Here is a 16620-nt window from a genome sequence, read left to right as displayed (position 1 = left end):
CTTCGTGAAAACTCTCAATGAACTCCCAGAACCCCTGTCAGCTCCCGGTGAGACCCAGCGCCGCCGGCTCTACTCCAGCTCTGTCGGGCTCGCCTGCATGGACGCGGCAGCCCTCATCGTTTCGTGGTTCCTCGTCGTCTCTCTCTTCGGGCGGGTCTGGGGAGGTGAGTTCTTCCTGCTTCTGCCGATGCTGATCATCGGCCAGCTCGGCTTGGGCTACCTGCTCTCGCTCTACCGGAACCGATACCAGCTCGGGTCCGACCACGAGCTGCGCAATCAGGGAATGGTCGCGGCCATCCTCTTCGCCGGCACTTCTCTGGCGGGTGCAGTCCCCGAATACCGCGAGGACATTCCCTGGCTGCTGCTGGCGCTCCTCTTCGCACAGGCACTTATGATCTTTGCCAGGCAGCTGCTCCGAGTGCTCAGACAACTGCGCCTTGTACCCGTGTCCGGAGAACCGGTCGTCATCGTCGGTGCCGGGGACCTCGGTGCTTCGCTGGTCTCACAGATGATGGCCGACCCGCTCAGTCCGTATCGGCCCGTGGCGATCGTCGACGATGACTCCAGCAAGCTCCGGCAGCTCATCCACGGGGTCCCCGTCCGAGGAACGACCTCCGCTATCGCCGAGGTGGTCGCTTCCTCCAACGCAGCCGGTGTGATCGTCGGCATCGCCGACGCTCCTGCGAAGGTGTTCGCATCACTGGTGCGGCGTCTCGACTCGGACCAGATCTGGGTCAGGGCGGTGCCCTCTCCGCTGGATATGCTCTCTTCAGACGTCGGCATCTCTGACATCCGCGACCTCGACGTCACTGATCTCATCGGCAGACCGGCGGCAGAGCCGGAGAGCGAGCAGATCTCCCGGCTCGTCGAGGGACGCACCGTCCTCGTCACCGGCGCAGGCGGATCGATCGGCTCGGAACTGTGTCGGATCATTTCCCGGCATGCTCCCCGTCGCCTGATCATGCTCGACCGTGACGAGTCCGAGCTGCACTCTCTGTGCATGAGCCTCGAAGGACGCGCTCTGATGGACTCTCCGGACCTCGTCCTCGCCGATATCCGCGATTTTCCGGCTCTTGACCGTGCCTTCACCGAGCTCAAACCGGACATCGTCGTACACGCGGCCGCTCTCAAACACCTGCCGATGCTCGAGAGCTACCCTGCCGAAGGGTGGAAGACCAACGTGCACGGTTCGCTCAATGTGCTGCGTGCGGCCCAGAAACACGGCGTGGGGCGCTTCGTGAACATCTCCACGGATAAGGCCGCGAACCCCAGCAGCGAGCTCGGGCGGTCGAAGTTCGTCGCGGAGCGATTCACTGCCCACTTTGCTGCGGCAACCGGTCTTCCCTACGTCTCAGTGCGGTTCGGAAACGTCCTCGGCTCGCGTGGATCGGTGCTCATCTCATTCGCCGACCAGATCCGACGCGGCGGACCGCTGACCGTGACCCATCCCGATGTCACACGTTTCTTCATGACCATTCCCGAGGCTTGCCTGCTGGTTCTGCGCGCCGCCGCTCTGGGCAGCAGCGGGCAGACGCAGGTGCTGGACATGGGCGAACCTGTGCGCATCGTCGAACTCGCCAAGCGGCTGATGGCGGTGACGGGGCGAACGTGCCCCATCGTCTACACAGGGCTGCGCGCTGGAGAGAAGCTGAATGAAGAGCTCTTCTCCCCGGAGGAGCTTGACCGAACCTCGGCAAATGGGGTGTCGTGGACCGTCGACGTGCCGCCTCTGGACCCTGATGCGGTGCCTGACGCGGCGGCGTCGCTCGAGGACATTCGGAGCTGCTACCACCTCACGGTCGATGCCGCGGAATCACCTCTGGCAGCGGCTTCGGCAACCGGTCGGGCGGATGACGCAGACGTCGGGGAACCAGCAGCGGCGGCTCCCGCCTCCCGGGAGAAACCCAGCATCGATGCCGACGACCGCGACGCAGCGGCCCTCGGACTGACCGCACAGGGACGGGCATGATGGAGATACGGATTCCCCTCTGCCTCCCCTCCGTGGGAGAGCTGGAAGAACAGGCGATCGTCTCTGCTCTGCGTTCAGGCTGGGTCGCCCCGGCCGGACCTCAGCTCGCCGAGTTCGAGTCGCGGCTGGCAGCCGTCACGGGCCGTAAACATGCGGTGGCGGTGAGCTCCGGAACCGCGGCGCTGCACCTCGCCCTGCTCTCGCAGGGGATCGGGCGCGGCGACCGTGTGGCGGTACCGACGCTCACCTTCGCAGCGACGGTCAACGCCGTCCACTATGTAGGCGCCGAACCGGTCTTCATCGACTGCGACGAGGCGGGTCTGATGGACTCATCTGTCCTCGAAGCTGCATGCTCTGAGGCGCTGCCCTCGGACCGACCGATCCGGGCGGTGCTGCCTGTCGATCTCTACGGCAGGCCGGCCGACTATCAGCGCATCGTCCGAATCGCCGAGACATACGGAGCCGTCGTCATCTCCGACGCTGCAGAATCGCTGGGCGCCGGAACCTGCGACGCCCCGGCCGGATCCTTCGGAGCCGTCGCGGCGGTGTCTTTCAACGGCAATAAGATCATCACGACCTCCTCGGGTGGGGCGGTTCTGTGTTCCGATCTGGAGACTGCCGAACGGGTGCGCTATCTCTCGACACAGGCGAGGCAGCCGGTGCTCCACTATGAGCACACCGAGGTGGGGTACAACTACCGCCTGTCCAATCTCCTCGCTGCTCTGGGCACTGCGCAGCTTGAGCGGCTCGAAGCGATCGTGGAAAGGAAACGCGAACATCACCACGGCTATGCTCAGGCGTTGGCCCGCATCGCAGGACTGGACCTGCTCTCCGCCGCTGACGGCAACTGCTGGATGAGTGTCCTCATCGTCGGCCCGGAGTCGGGCACAGATGCGTGGACGTTGGGAGAGACCCTGCTGCACCGCGGCATAGAAACACGTCCGGTGTTCAAGCCGATGCACTTGCAGCCCGTCCACACCGGTTGCGATCTGCGCTATATCACCGGACGCGCCGAAGCGCTGTACGGCACCGGTCTGGCATTGCCGTCGAGCACAGACCTGACTGCGGACGACAGAAACATGGTCGCTGCCGAGATCGGTGCTGCCATCGGAGAGGCGGTCACGGTATGAGAAAGCGGGCTGCAGTCCTCTGCGCGGGGCTCACGGTCGTCGCACTGCTTGTTCTCGGAGCAGGGCTCGGCGCCTACAACGGGTATCTCGCAATGGCCTGGGACAGGGGCGTGACGACAATCGACGACTCCGATCTCGCGGCGCAGCTGAGTGTGCCGACCGAGACCGAGACATCTGCGGAATCCTCGGCCGTCGACATACTCCTCATCGGCACCGGGGAGCCGCGGAACGAAGCGGGAGTCGCCGCTGCCAGCGAGATCGCCGCCGATCTCGTAATGCTCGCCCACATCCCCGCGGATCGGAGCGGAATCCAGCTCGTCTCGATTCCGGATGATGCCTCGGTGAGTGTGCCGGGAGGCGGCCACGACACGATCGAGGCCGCTGTCTCACTCGGCCTGCCGATGGCAGTGCGAACCGTGTCGAATCTCCTCGGAACGGGGATCGATCATGTGGTCCTCGTCGACCTGGCCATGCTCGACACCGTGGCGGAGCTCCTCGGAGGAATCGAGGTCGAGTCGACGGTGGCCTTCGAATCCGATGGACACAATTTCACCTCGGGGCCGAACCTGCTCGACAGCTCCTCCGCGCTCGCCTTCTTCAGCGGACATGGTGCGTTGCCGGAAGGGAAGCTGCAGCGCACACACAATCGACAGGAATTCATCCGTGCCGCCGGCTCTCAGCTGGTGGCGACGGGCCATCTGTCCGAGCCATTGAAGATGTCTGCCGTCATCACCGAGATCAGTCCCTATCTGAGCGTGGACTCAGGGCTCGACGCCAGCACGCTCGTGGGACTCGGCTCGCAGCTGAGGGCAATCAGTGAGGACGATATCGACTTCATCACCTTACCGGCCGCAGGCGATGATGCCACGGACGACGGACGGCTTCGAGCGGCCAGATATGACGTGGAAGAGTTGAAACGATCGATCGCTGCCGATTCCGTCGGCGACTACGCTGCCGAAGCGACGGTGCGACTCCGATGATCGACCAAGCCGCACTGCGACTGACCGCAGCTCAGATGCGGGACCAGTTCGATCTCGCCGAAGACGAGGCTGCGGCGCTGCAGATCGCCAGCGGTGGCTGGGTGTCCTTCGCCAGAGCGGCCATCGACGCCGTCGAGTCCAGTGGGCGGGGACTGCTCGAAATCGTGAGCTCCTCAGCTCTGGCAGATTTTGTGGTGGCGCACACGGACGAGTTCTCGCTGTCACTCTCACCTGCGGACCAACGTGCGCTCGGAGTGCTGTCGCTGCTCGACGGATTCGACGACGATGTGGCCGAGATCGCTCTGGAAGTGGCTTTCGAACAATGGCCGGAGCCACTCCGGGCCGATGTTCCCACGGTGCTTCTGCGCCTGCAGATCTCGGGGGCGGTTATCTCTGGGCCGGGGGGCACCCCATGGCACGTGCCCGTCCTCGTCGCGGCGTGGGCCCGCAAAGCTCTCACCGAGAGCACGCCGGATGGCGAGGCTGAGACAGCCGAAAGCTCTCTGGCCGAGGCTCTCACCGCACAGGTGGAACTGTCGGGGTCTACGGACGCTCTGCTGTTGGACAACGCGGTTGTCTTAGCCCGCAGGACACGTCAATGGAGGCTGCTCGATCGTTTATTCCTCACCTGCGGGTACCCGATCTTCTATCTCTTTCCCCGGTCCAGCATCCCGGCGTTCGCCCGCCTGCCGGCGCCGGCTCTGCGAGCTGTTCCGGAGCTCGAAGAGATCACAGCGGTGGCGACCATGGCACACGACGCCCTGCTCAGCCGAGACCCTGGCTCCGAAGTGGGCTTCCCGGAAACGGCCCGTGCTTGCGTGGCCCGTTTGACCGCGCCGGGGGCATCGCACGTCAAATACACGGTGCAACCGGATCAAGGCGACTCAGAAGACGAATCCCAGCAAATCGAAGAGATCGGAACTTCCATGAGATTCCATGCAGTGATGAATGAGATGGCACGCCTCGGCAACGCAGGGGAACACCGCACCGCAGCCGAGTCGGGAGCCTCCTGGACCGCAAGCGGAGTGGCTCGGCGTTCCCGCCGAGTCGTCCGCCTGCAGGCATCGATTCACAGCGTATTGGCCGAGGAACCCGGTCGCGCTCTGGCACTGCTGCGGTCGATCGAGGACGAGGTGAAGGAGGAGGCTGCGCCGGGGGACTTTCTTCCGCCGGCCGTCATCGCGTGGTCTGCTCTGGCGTCGTATCTCGCGGGAGATCAAGAGCGTGCCGATGCAGAGCTCGCTGAGTTCGCGCTGTTCGACGACCCTCCGTTCGTGCAGGAGCAGACCTTCCGGTCCGCGGCGCTCGTCGTTCAGGCCTACCGCAGTCTCGACGCCTTGAATCTGGTCGATGTCGAAGCGGTGGTGCGTCGGATGCGCGATTATCCGGACATGGGCGAACTCTGGTATCACGTGCCGATCATCGAGCGGAAACTCTTTCAGCTGGTGGCAACCTCAAGGTCCGCTCTGCTGCGGTCAGAGGAGTCGATCAATGTCCACGCGTACAGGGCCGCTTCCGACAGACGGATCGAGTCTCTGGTCGCCTCACGCATCGGTATGCTCATCAGTCTCGGACAGCTGCATCGAGCGGAGACTCTGCTGGAGTCGGTCTCCGGACCTCATGGCATCGGGCAGGTGCTCCAGGCTCGCGGCGAATTGGCGGCAGGACGCAATGGAGCGGCTGTCCGAATCGCTGAGGCACAGTACTACGAGAATCATATCTGCACTCGGGACAGGGCTGAGCTCACGGGAATCAAAGCCGCCGCACTGCTTCGCCTCGGCGACAAGGAGGAGGCACTGAATTCTTTCGCGGAACTGCTGGAACTCTCGGTGTTGGTAGGGTCGCTGCTGCCAGTCGTTCAGATGCCCATCGTCGAACGACGCGAACTCCTCCGCGCCAGTGCAGACAAGCCCGTGTGGCAGAAGATCGCGAGAATCATATCCCCGTCAGCCGGCGACGAGCTCAACGTCGAAAGCACACCGGAAGCCTTGATCGGACGATTGGGCAGCCTCGGTGCGGCCGTCGTCGGAGTGGTGGACTTTCCTACGCTCGGTCACCGCGAGATGGTCCTGCTCGAAAGTCTCGGACGGGGAGCGAGCGTTGCCGAAATCGCCCACGATCTCAGGTTGGTTCAGGGCACGGTCAAGAACAATCTCTCGTCCCTCTATCGCAAGCTCGGCGTCAACAGCCGGGATGCGGCAGTCGCCCGTGCCCGGAGCCTCGGCTATCTCGACGCCGGCGGTGTCTAGCGGAGGAACCGACTCTTCCGCGATCACAGTGCCGAGATCTGCACACGCGCTTCCATCGTCTGTCGATCGAGCAGGTCGACTACGAGCTTCTCGGCGACCTGACGGGCCAGCGAGAGGATTCGGATCACGCTCTCGATGTGCCAGTAGGCGGCTGCCCCCTGAGTGTGGCCGGCGACGAGCGGTCCGAGGACGAAGATTCCCGAAGCGGCCCGGAACGACGAGTCCAGGACGAGGCCCGTTCGTGAAGCGGAGGCGCGGGCGATGCCGGATCCGAGCATCTGTCGCAGCAGGGCGGACCTGGTCTCGGTCACACGTTCGAACCCCGTTCCGTTGACGACGACCGCATAGTCTCGATCCGTCGATGTCGACGAGGACTCCGCTGCCCCGGACGAGCCTGCCGGCGGATCCACGGTGACGACCAGTCGGCCCGCAGAGATTCGGACCTCGCGGAAGCGTCCGGGGACGAAATCGATGGTGCTGTCATCGATGCCCTCGACGAGGAGGTCGAGAGAATCGCCGCCTGCGCGGCGCAGCAGGTCATTGATGATCAGACCGTGCTCGGTGGCCATCGAGCATCTCTCGTAGTCGTCCATATAGGCGAGAGAGGAGCCGACTGCACCGATGAGCACCGTAATCGTCGAATTGACGTTGCCTTTCCGGATCGCGGCGGCAAGCTCTGCCTTGACCGTGCGGCTGAGCTCCGATGCGCGCAGCGGTTCACCCGCCTCGGCGGCGGCGAACAGTCGGTCGAGGAGCGGTGTCGAGGCGCTTTCCCCTGGGCGGTCGTGGTGCCAGTAGTGCGGTCGTCCGTGAGAGCACAGGATGTGGAGGCGAGCCGCGGTGGAGCGGCGGAGCCGTTGCGAGGCGAGGACGAATTCCAAGGCGTCGGCGTTGCCGCCGACGAGGAGGATGTCGCGCTGGTCCATCGGCAGAGACTCGAGCCGTGCCCAGGTCCGCTCTATCACATGTTCGAGATTCGGTGCGTGGAGGTCTCCGATGATGCCTGAGTTCAGCTCTTCCTCCGTGCCGCCGGTCGCCGTGCCGCGCTCGCCGCCGATCACGGTGAGCTCTTTGACAGGAGGCGAGCCGATCGCCAGGAGCAGAGAGCGAGCGCGCAGCTCGAACCGAGCCCCGCCTGCGTCGTCGTGCTCCCGCAGAAGGACGCCGTCCTCGACGGTGTGTGTGATCTCGTCGATGTCTCCGTGGGCGAATTCGACCTCGGCGACGTCGTGGGCCTCCTCGACGGCCTCGGAGACAAGGCCGGCAAGATGCTGGCCATAAAGACGCCGGGGAAGGTAGAGGTGCTCCCAACGGCTCTCTCGTATGTCCTGCTCGTGGCGGAGGATCCAGTCGAGTTCCATGGCTTCGGAGAGAGGGGAATCAGGGGCCCTGCCATCTGCAGCCCACAGCAGCATCGCCTCACGCCGTTCCTCCAGCCAGTTGATGAAATCGCTGCGTTCGGGGTCGGGGAGGAAATGCTCGAGATCAGAGATCAGGAGCGAAGAGCGTCCCGAGCGGTGCCCGTAGGGGAGGCCTGAGTGGAACTGCTCGTCACGATCGATGACGGTGATGCGCACAGGTTCGAGGAGTGCTGTTCTCTCGGCGGACAGACTCGAGAGGATCTCCAGGAGACCGTGAGTCCCCGATGCACCGGAGCCGAGGATCGCGATATCTGTCATGTAGGGGATTGAGTTGCTCATCATGGTGGGCGCCTCTTCGGTGGGGTGCATTCGGCAGAGCGCATGCGTGCGAGTGCATGCGAGGGATTTCATGCGACGGGGGAGAAGCCGTCGAGGACGGCCCGAGCTGTATCCAGCGTAGTTCTTCGCGGAGTCATTTCAGGTGACGAATCCATTCCGATTCCTCGCTCCGTACATGACCCAGCCCGCCGCGACGCCTCAAGCCGTCATCGGGTTTCGCAGCCCCACCCACCTTCATGCCGTCACCAGATCCCGCCTCCGGAACGCGATCATCCCGACTCCGACGAGAACGGCAGCAGTCACGACGAACCATACGATCGCCTCGGCGGACAGATCCTGCGCCGGGTATTGGCCGACGTGGGTGAACAGGGACAGATCGAGCACCGCATCGTCGAGTTCGAGCAGCTGACCGAAGAGCGCGAGCACCGCGGAGGCGGCGAAGACGACCCAGCTCAAGCTCATCAGACGCGGGGCGAGCCCATAGAGCAGATATGTGAAGCCGAGCAGTGCCCACAGGGCAGGCGTCTGCGCGAGATGCCCGAGGACCGTCGGCCACAGCAGGGACCGATCGTTCATCGATACCGCAGCGCCGAGGCCCTCGCCGAGGCCGGCCATCGCCATCAGCCAGACTGCACCGACCAGCGTCACCGCCGCCCATGAGGCCAGCCAACCGGATCGGGAGACCGCGGTCGCGAGCACCGGCTCCGTGTGGAATGCGGTCTCCTCGGCCCGCAGCCCACCTGCGGCGATGACCGCATACGCGGCAACGATGATCGCGAAGTACAGAGCCATATAGCCGAGGTAGCCGTCGACGATGCCGGACCGTCCGCCCATGATCTGCAGGATCTCCTCGGGCATATCGGCTGCGCTCTCATCCATCGCCCCGGTGAACGAACCGAACACGGCGCCCATGACGAGCATGCTCACCGACCACCACGCGAGGTTCCTCGACTGCAGCCTCAGCACCAGACCCAAAGGCGTCGCCAGCAGCGGGCCCGCATTCGCCCGCCCGAGTCGTTCGGCGACGATGCCGGCGCCGAGGTCGCGTCGCGACTGCAGGAGCAGAGCTACGACGATGAGGACAGCGAACAGCCCGGCCGAGTTCAGCAGCGGCCACCACCGATCGAGCGTGAACGCAGCCGTCTGCTGCGCCCACCCCAGAGGAGAGAGCCACGACAGCCACGCGAGGCCGCCGCCGGACACGTCCGACATATCGCCGATGCCGCGCAGGACGAAGCTGAGCCCGAGCACCGCGCCGGCCATCGACGAGGCTGCCCTGGCGAACGCGCTCAGCTGTGCCGTCACCGCGGTGACCGCGGCGAAGACACAGCCTACGGCGCCGATGCTGATCGCGAACAGCATAGTCGAGGACAGCGGAGCAGGCTCGGCCCGCGAGAACTGGAATGCCGCGGCCATACCGCAGCTGAGCAGCACGTTCATGAGCACGGTGAGGATCAGAGCGGCGATGAGCTGAGTGTGCCGTCCGGTCACCCCGGCCCTGATGAGCTCGGCCCGACCGGTCTCCTCCTCGGCGCGAGTGTGGCGTGAGACCGTGAGGATCGACATCAGGGCCGCACCCAGCATGAGGAAGACCCCGTACATTCCGACGATGAACCTCGGAACGGTCACCTCGTCGAGTCCGTATCCCGGACCGGTGATGAGCGCCATGACGGGATTCTTCGCCAGCACCGTCATCGCCTGCAGGGAGCCGCCGTCCATGACCAGGGCGATCGCATTCGCGAAATATGCGGTGAGCGCGCTGAGGCTGAGCAGCCAGATCGGCAGCCACAGCCGATCCCGCCGCAGCATGAACACCAGCAGATGGCCCAGTCCCGTCAGGTTCCCCTCGCCGAGGCGGCCGCGCCGTTGTCGTTCATGTGCATGTCGCCAGGCCCGCGGCGCTCGCGGAACGCCGCCTCGAACTGGGCCGTCCCCGTCTGCCGTGTGCGCAGCCAGCAGATTCATGGCTCATTCCTCCTTGCCGTAGTGGCGCAGCAGCAGCTGTTCGAGCGTCGGCGGTGTCGCCGTGAGCGATTCGACATCATGTTCGCCGAGCACCCGCATGATCTGGGGCAGCTGAGCGGTGTCAGCGCTGAAATGCAGCCGCGAACCCTCGCGCACGAGGTCGTGGACTCCTGCCATCTCGGACAGAGCGGGCACATCGTGTTCGAGTCCGACGGTGATCGTCGTCCGCGACAAATGCCGCAGCTCGGACAGGGTCCCCGTCTCGACGATGCGCCCGGAGCGGATGATCGACACACGGTCGGCCAGCGCCTCCACCTGGGCGAGGATATGGCTCGAGAGCAGCACCGTGCGTCCGGCGTCCTTCGCTTCTCGGATGCAGTCCTGGAACACCGCTTCCATGAGCGGATCGAGGCCCGCCGTCGGTTCGTCAAGGAGCAGCAGCTCGACGTCCGAGGCGAGTGCGGAGATGAGCGCGACCTTCTGCCGGTTGCCCTTCGAATAGGTCCGGCCCTTCTTCCGCGGATCGAGGTCGAAGGCTTCGATGAGCTCATCGCGGCGGCGTCTGTCGACCCCTCCGCGCAGCCGGGCGAACAGGTCGATCGCCTCGCCGCCGGTCAGCCCCGGCCACAGTTCCACATCGCCGGGGACATAGGCCAGACGGCGGTGCAGGGGCACCGCTTTCGCCCAGGGATCCTCGCCGAGGAGACGCACCATTCCCGCGTCATGGCGCAGGATGCCGAGCAGGATCCGGATCGTCGTAGACTTGCCGGCCCCGTTGGGGCCGAGGAAGCCATGGACCTCGCCCCGGGCGACTTCGAGATCGAGACCGTCGAGGGCGCGGGCGCGGCCATAGGACTTCACGACATCGCGCATCGAGATCGCCGGTGAGCCGGGTGCGCCCTGGTCGTGGGCACGGCGGGTGCGGGTCAGTGTGCTCATGGTTCCTCTTCTCCTGGGGCGGATTGAGCAGGGGCTCCTGGACCAGATTGTGCTGAGTCGTCCGGGTCGGGCGGAGCGGAGTCGGTCTCCGGTACGGTCTCGAGAACACCGTGCAGGTAGAGATCGAGCAGGTGCGGGGCGAGCCTGGTCATCGTCCCGGTGGTGTTCTCGGTGCCGAGGTGCGCCTGCAGTCGGCGGTCGAGGATCGACGGCGCCAGGGCCATGACCGCGATGGTCGCGGCCTGACCGTGGGTGTCCTCGCTCTGGCGGAAGGTGTAGCCGGCGAAACCCTCGGTGATGTAGCTCTCGACAAGGGAGACGTAATGGTCGAAGTAGCGCTGTCCGTGCTCGCTGGGATCGAGCAGTGATTTGACGAGGTAGTCCACGGCGGTGCGCATCTTCGGGTCGTCGAACATCACCTGCATCGCCCCGACGGCGTAGTCGGCGTGCTGTGCCTTCGTCTCGGTGATCAGTTCGAACACGTGGTCATCGCAGGCGCTGCGCAGTCCTTCCTTGGACCCGAAATGATGGATGACGAGACCGGGGGAGACCTCTGCAGCGGTGGCGATGCCGCGCACGGTCGCCTTGGTGAAGCCGTGTTCGGCGAATTCTCTCACCGCCGCGCTGAGGATCCGCTCTGCCGTCTCCGGCGAGGAGTTCGGTGAGCGGGTGGGCGACGGCCTCGAGTTCTTTGAACGCATGTTTAATATTAAACGCATGTTCAATCGTAGGTGTCAAGGGGTGCTGATGGGAAGCCGGCGGTGGCATCTATCCCTGCATGGAGTGGCGCGGGGCGTCGGGCCTGACGGGGATGATGAGGACGAGACCGATGGCGAGCACCAGCAGGATGCCGAGCGTGCCGGCCCGCTGGAAGCCGAAGATCGTGATGGCCAAGGCGAACATGGCCGGTCCCAGGAAGCTCACCGCGCGACCGGTCGTGGCGTAGAGGCCGAAGTTCTCCCCGGCGGACTCGGGCGGGGTGATCCGGGCGAGGAAGGACCGGCTCGAGGACTGCACCGGTCCGACGCAGAAGCTCAGGATCAGGGCGCAGACCCAGAACACGGCCGCCTCGGCGCTGAAGAGGATCGGCAGTCCGCCGACGATGATGATGACGAGCCCGGCGATGATGACGGGCTTCGGCCCGAGCCGGTCGTCGAACCAGCCGGCGATCATCGCGCCGGCGCCGGCGGCGACGTTCGCGGCCACGCCGAGGACGATGATCTGCGAGGGGGAGAAGCCGTAGCTGCCGGCGGCGAGCACTCCGGCGAAGGAGAAGATCGCGGCCAGGCCGTCGCGGAAGACCGCCGAGGCGATGAAGAAGCGCAGAGTCTGATGCTCGGTCGACCACATCCGCACCAAGCGCCGCACGAGCCCCGCATAGTCGGCGATGAAGGCCCTGATCGGATGACCGCCCGAGGTGCCCCTGACCTTCGCTCCGGGCGCGGCGAACAGGACCGGGAGGGCGAAGATCGCGAACCACACCGCGGCCAGCACGGCGACGATCCGGAAACGCAGCCCGCCCTCATCGCTGGCGCCGAGGAAGCCGACCTCGGGCTCGATGACGAGCACGAGCAGGAGGACGAGGAGCACCAGCCCGCCCACATAGCCCATGCCCCAACCGAAGCCGGAGACCTTGCCGACATTGTCCGGGCGGGTGATGCGCACCATGATGCCGTTGTAGGAGACCTCGGCGAATTCGAAGAACACGCTGCCTGCGGCGAGCAACAGCAGACCCAGCCACAGATGGTCGGGGGAGTCGCGGACGAAGAAGAGGCCGAACATGGTGAGCACGACGATGGAGGTGTGCACACCCAGCCACAGCCGGTGACGTCCTCCGGCATCGGCACGGGTGCCGGCGGCGGGGGCGATGACGGCGATGATGAAGCCGGCCGCGGCCATCGCCCAGCCCAGGGCAGAGGACCCGGCCTCCTCGGTGGCGGCCACGGACTTCGTCAGGTACGGGGCGAAGACGAAGGTGATGATGACGGCGTTGAAGGCAGCTGAACCCCAGTCCCACAGGGCCCAGCTGAGGATGCGGAGCCGGCCTGGAAGGCGCTGTTGCGTCGTCGGTGAGGGCATAGGCTCACTGTACTGAATCCGGTGGCCGGAGAGCTCCGGTTGCCGGTGTCGGGGAACTGTGGAGCTGGGAATCGGTTTGAAGGTGCCTGAGGAATGCGGCAGAGTGGATAGCTGGATCTGTACCCGATGAGGAGACGCAATGAGCGACCCCCACACCGACGAGAGCTCCACGAGCGACCTCGGGCTGGGGCCGGACGAACAGCTTCTGTTCGGCGAGCCCGACCCCGTTGAGCTCCACCTGCCGGAGAAGCTGCACATCGGCGAGAGCGATTCTGATGACGCGATCACCGAGAAGCTGCGCCGCCAAGGCGTGCACCTCGGCAAGGGCCTGATCGCCCCGCGCGTCTTCTGGCCGGCCCTCATCGTCATCGTCGGCATCGTCGTCCTCTCGGTCGCGATCCCCGAGGGGACGGGCAGCGTCATCTCGAACATCCAGAACTGGATCGTCGACAACCTCGGCTGGTACTACATGCTCGTGGTCGGCCTCTTCGTGGCCTTCGCGATCGTCATCGGCTTCTCGAAGTTCGGCAAGATCAAGCTCGGCAAGGACGACGACGAGCCCGAGTTCGGGGTCCTGTCGTGGTTCGCGATGCTCTTCGCCGCAGGCATGGGCATCGGCCTGGTCTTCTACGGAGTGGCGGAACCGCTGACCTACGCCACTACCGGGCCGAAGCCCGGCTGGTCCGGCGGCGAGGTCGAGAACGCTCAGATGGGTATGGCCCAGACCTTCGTCCACTGGGGACTGCACCCCTGGGCCCTCTATGCTGTCCTCGGCATGGCCCTTGCCTATGCCATCCACCGTCGCGGACGCCCCCTGTCGATCCGCTGGGCTCTCGAGCCGCTGCTGGGCAACAAGGTCAAGGGCTGGGCCGGTGACCTCATCGACATCATCGCGATCTTCGGCACCGTCTTCGGCATCGCCACCTCGCTGGGCCTCGGTGTGCAGCAGATCTCGGCCGGCCTCAAGCACATCGGCGTCGTCGGCGACTACGACAACACCTTCCTCATCATCCTCATCGTCATCATCACCTTCCTCGCCACCGCCTCGGTGGTCTCGGGTGTGGGCGCAGGCATCAAGTGGCTGTCGAACATCAACCTCACGATGGCCGGTGTCCTCCTCGTCACCGTCCTCGTGCTCGGGCCGACGCTCTTCCTGTTCCAGAACTTCGTCGAATCGCTCGGCGTCTGGCTGGCCAATGTGCTCAACATGACCTTCGACATTGGTGCCTACTCAGGCAGCGAGGGCAATGAATGGAACTCGACCTGGACCCTGTTCTACTGGGGTTGGTGGATCTCCTGGGCCCCCTTCGTCGGTGTCTTCATCGCCCGCATCTCCCGCGGACGCTCCGTGCGCGAATTCATCGCCGGCGTCCTGCTCGTGCCCTCGATCGTCGGATTCTTCTGGTTCTCCGTACTCGGCGGCACGGGCATCCACCGCCAGCTCTTCGGTGCCGGCGATCTCGTCGACCCGGACGAGGGAGTCGTGGCCGAACGGGTCCTCTTCGACGTCCTCGGCGCGCTGCCGCTGGGCTCGATCCTCTCGGTCCTCGCGATCATCCTCGTGGCGATCTTCTTCATCACGTCCTCGGACTCCGGTTCGCTCGTGGTCGATATGCTCGCCTCCGGAGGCCATCCGAATCCGCCGATGTGGTCACGTGTGCTCTGGGCCCTGCTCGAAGGCGCCATCGCCATCGCTCTCCTCGTCGCCGGCGGGCTCGATGCCCTGCAGGCGGGATCGCTGATGACCGCGCTGCCGTTCAGCATCGTGCTCATCCTCATCTGCGTCTCCACGCTCAAGGCCTTCGGCAAGGAGGCCAAGCGCACTGCCGCGATCGAACGGGCCGCCCGGTTCCGTCAGGTCGGTGAGCATCTGGCCGATGACTTCGACGAGTACCTCGGCGAGAAGGTCGACGAGCGCATCGACTACCGGCTCACCGCCAGCCAGGGGATCCTGGGCAAGCAGAGGGCGAAGGCCGCCCGCCGCAAGGGCTCGACTGCCCAGACGCAGTCGACGACCGAAGGCTCCTCGCGCGCCGACGGTCCCACGGACACTGACGACTGATCCGGTTTCGCCGTCATCAGGGGCGCCGCTGTTCGGATGATCCGGACGGCGGCGCCCCTGCTCTCGTTCGTGCACGTCTGGCGCGAGCTGTGACGAGGCCGGATGGCAGACCACGGGCATGCTTCTGCGACCGGGGTCGAACGAGTAGGCTGGTGACAGCAGATACGGCCGACCCCACGACCAAGGAGCTCATATGCCCATCGCCAGCCCTGAAGTGTATGCCGAGATGATCGACCGCGCAAAGACCCAGGGCTTTGCGTATCCGGCGATCAACTGCACGTCCTCGCAGACGATCAATGCCGCCATCCGCGGATTCGCCGAAGCCGGTTCCGACGGCATCGTCCAGATCTCCACCGGCGGTGCCGAATACATCTCCGGCCCGACGGTCAAGGACCGTGTACGCGGAGCCATCGCCTTCTCTCTCTTCGCCGCCGAGGTGGCCAAGAGCTATGACGTCAATATCGCCCTGCACACCGACCACGCGCCGAAGAAGGAGGTCGAGGAATGGGTCAAGCCGCTCCTGGCCGCCTCGACCGAGCGGGTGAAGAACGGCGGCGAACCCTACTTCCAGTCGCATATGTGGGACGGCTCCGCTGTTCCGTTGGAGGAGAACCTCGTCCTCGCCGAGGAGCTGCTCGAGCTCTCGGCGGCCGCGCACTCGATCCTCGAGATCGAGGTCGGGGTCGTCGGCGGCGAAGAGGACGGTGTCGAGAACGAGATCAATGAGAAGCTCTACACCACCGCCGCCGACGGTCTGGCCACCGCGCGGGCGCTCGGCACGGGCGAGAAGGGCCGCTATCTCACCGCCCTGACCTTCGGCAACGTCCACGGCGTCTACAAGCCCGGCAACGTCAGGCTGCGTCCAGAGCTTCTCGGTGAGATCCAGGCCGAGGTCGGCAAGGAGGTCGGCAAGGAGTCCCCGTTCGACCTCGTCTTCCACGGCGGATCGGGCTCGAGCCCGGCCGAGATCGCCGAGGCGGTCCGCCACGGCGTGGTGAAGATGAACATCGACACGGACACCCAGTACGCCTTCACCCGCCCGATCGTCGAGCACATGTTCCGCAACTACGACGGCGTGCTCAAGATCGACGGCGAGGTCGGCAACAAGAAGCTCTACGACCCGCGATCCTACGGCAAGGCCGCGGAGCAGGCCATGGCCGAGCGCGTCGTCGAAGCCTGCCAGAACCTCGGTTCCGCCGGCACCAGCATGAATCAGTGAGCTGGGCGGACCTGTGGGACGGAGCGGATGCGCCGTCCCACGGGTGAGCAGCCTCGGCGAGGTGAGCTCAGAATCGGCAGCAGTCGCCGCAGCGGACTGGACCCGGCACGCAAGCGGTGTTCAGAGTCCCCAGCAGTCGCAGCAGCGGCCGTCGACGCCATCGGGTCGGCGGCCGCTCTTCGTGTCTGCGCTGCTCGAAGCTGCATCGAGGACAGCGTCTTGCTCAAGCGGTGGTCGCAAACGGACATTTTCGCGGGGTGTCAAGCTGTTTGGAGTCACTCACGCTGCTTCAGCGGTGAATTCTTGGTCTTCGACTATCGCTGGTTCG

The 16620-nt window shown here is 65.3% G+C and carries 11 protein-coding genes; 6 read left to right on the top strand and 5 right to left on the bottom strand.

Going from position 1 to position 16620, the window contains the following annotated elements; translation table 11 throughout:
• The first annotated feature begins 4 nt into the window (after positions 1-4).
• From IIE29_RS05185 to IIE29_RS05170, 4 genes are read left to right on the top strand one after another with little or no spacing between them, the layout of a single operon-like run.
• Positions 5-1969, top strand: a complete 1965-nt coding sequence (locus IIE29_RS05185; RefSeq protein WP_343071803.1) for an SDR family NAD(P)-dependent oxidoreductase — start codon at positions 5-7, stop codon at positions 1967-1969.
• A gap of 32 nt (positions 1970-2001) precedes the next feature.
• Positions 2002-3099 (top strand): aminotransferase class I/II-fold pyridoxal phosphate-dependent enzyme, encoded by a 1098-nt coding sequence (locus IIE29_RS05180; protein ID WP_343071802.1) that lies wholly within the window; start codon positions 2002-2004, stop codon positions 3097-3099.
• On the top strand, positions 3096-4079 hold the full coding sequence (locus IIE29_RS05175; RefSeq protein ID WP_209324180.1) for an LCP family protein: 984 nt from the start codon (positions 3096-3098) through the stop codon (positions 4077-4079). The genes IIE29_RS05180 and IIE29_RS05175 overlap by 4 nt, the downstream gene beginning before the upstream one ends.
• Positions 4076-6328: a helix-turn-helix transcriptional regulator gene (locus IIE29_RS05170; protein ID WP_209324179.1), complete on the top strand. Its 2253-nt coding sequence runs from the start codon at positions 4076-4078 to the stop codon at positions 6326-6328. Before IIE29_RS05175 ends, IIE29_RS05170 begins: the two co-directional genes overlap by 4 nt.
• Before the next feature lie 23 nt (positions 6329-6351).
• On the opposite strand, the gene IIE29_RS05165 is transcribed toward IIE29_RS05170, so the two are convergent.
• The 5 genes from IIE29_RS05165 to IIE29_RS05145 all read right to left on the bottom strand — a co-directional run bounded on the left by IIE29_RS05165 (position 6352) and on the right by IIE29_RS05145 (position 13011).
• A complete protein-coding gene (locus IIE29_RS05165) occupies positions 6352-8031 on the bottom strand; it encodes an FAD/NAD(P)-binding protein (RefSeq protein ID WP_209324178.1) in 1680 nt (559 codons plus the stop codon).
• 231 nt (positions 8032-8262) lie between these two features.
• Complete coding sequence (locus IIE29_RS05160; protein ID WP_209324177.1) at positions 8263-9993, bottom strand: ABC transporter permease; 1731 nt, start codon at positions 9991-9993, stop codon at positions 8263-8265.
• Between the two features lie 3 nt (positions 9994-9996).
• Positions 9997-10932: an ABC transporter ATP-binding protein gene (locus tag IIE29_RS05155; RefSeq protein ID WP_209324176.1), complete on the bottom strand. Its 936-nt coding sequence runs from the start codon at positions 10930-10932 to the stop codon at positions 9997-9999.
• On the bottom strand, positions 10929-11633 hold the full coding sequence (locus IIE29_RS05150) for a TetR/AcrR family transcriptional regulator (protein WP_209324175.1): 705 nt from the start codon (positions 11631-11633) through the stop codon (positions 10929-10931). The genes IIE29_RS05155 and IIE29_RS05150 overlap by 4 nt, the downstream gene beginning before the upstream one ends.
• Positions 11634-11700: 67 nt before the next feature.
• The gene (locus IIE29_RS05145) at positions 11701-13011 is read right to left on the bottom strand and encodes an MFS transporter (protein WP_209324174.1); all 1311 of its coding nucleotides are present in this window, start codon (positions 13009-13011) and stop codon (positions 11701-11703) included.
• 139 nt (positions 13012-13150) lie between these two features.
• On the opposite strand from IIE29_RS05145, the gene IIE29_RS05140 reads away from it, so the two are divergent.
• Positions 13151-15073 carry a BCCT family transporter gene (locus IIE29_RS05140; RefSeq protein ID WP_209324173.1) on the top strand — a complete coding sequence of 641 codons (1923 nt, stop codon included), beginning with the start codon at positions 13151-13153 and terminating at the stop codon, positions 15071-15073.
• Between the two features lie 193 nt (positions 15074-15266).
• Positions 15267-16292 (top strand): class II fructose-bisphosphate aldolase, encoded by a 1026-nt coding sequence (gene fbaA, locus IIE29_RS05135; RefSeq protein WP_209324172.1) that lies wholly within the window; start codon positions 15267-15269, stop codon positions 16290-16292.
• Positions 16293-16620: the final 328 nt, after the last annotated feature.

The sequence above is a fragment of the Brevibacterium renqingii genome, from assembly GCF_017808095.1.
Lineage (GTDB): Bacteria > Actinomycetota > Actinomycetes > Actinomycetales > Brevibacteriaceae > Brevibacterium > Brevibacterium renqingii.
The sequence above is the reverse complement of the archived record's forward strand: the minus strand, read 5'-3'. Positions and strand labels throughout refer to the sequence as shown.

Excerpts from the sequence above, each read along its gene's own strand:
- IIE29_RS05140 (WP_209324173.1), top strand. The coding sequence starts at position 13,151 with ATGAGCGACCCCCACACCGACGAGAGCTCCACGAGCGACCTCGGGCTG.
- IIE29_RS05160 (WP_209324177.1), bottom strand. The coding sequence starts at position 9,993 with ATGAATCTGCTGGCTGCGCACACGGCAGACGGGGACGGCCCAGTTCGA.
- IIE29_RS05150 (WP_209324175.1), bottom strand. The coding sequence starts at position 11,633 with ATGCGTTCAAAGAACTCGAGGCCGTCGCCCACCCGCTCACCGAACTCC.
- IIE29_RS05175 (WP_209324180.1), top strand. The coding sequence starts at position 3,096 with ATGAGAAAGCGGGCTGCAGTCCTCTGCGCGGGGCTCACGGTCGTCGCA.
- IIE29_RS05165 (WP_209324178.1), bottom strand. The coding sequence starts at position 8,031 with ATGATGAGCAACTCAATCCCCTACATGACAGATATCGCGATCCTCGGC.
- IIE29_RS05155 (WP_209324176.1), bottom strand. The coding sequence starts at position 10,932 with ATGAGCACACTGACCCGCACCCGCCGTGCCCACGACCAGGGCGCACCC.
- IIE29_RS05145 (WP_209324174.1), bottom strand. The coding sequence starts at position 13,011 with ATGCCCTCACCGACGACGCAACAGCGCCTTCCAGGCCGGCTCCGCATC.
- IIE29_RS05170 (WP_209324179.1), top strand. The coding sequence starts at position 4,076 with ATGATCGACCAAGCCGCACTGCGACTGACCGCAGCTCAGATGCGGGAC.
- fbaA (WP_209324172.1), top strand. The coding sequence starts at position 15,267 with ATGCCCATCGCCAGCCCTGAAGTGTATGCCGAGATGATCGACCGCGCA.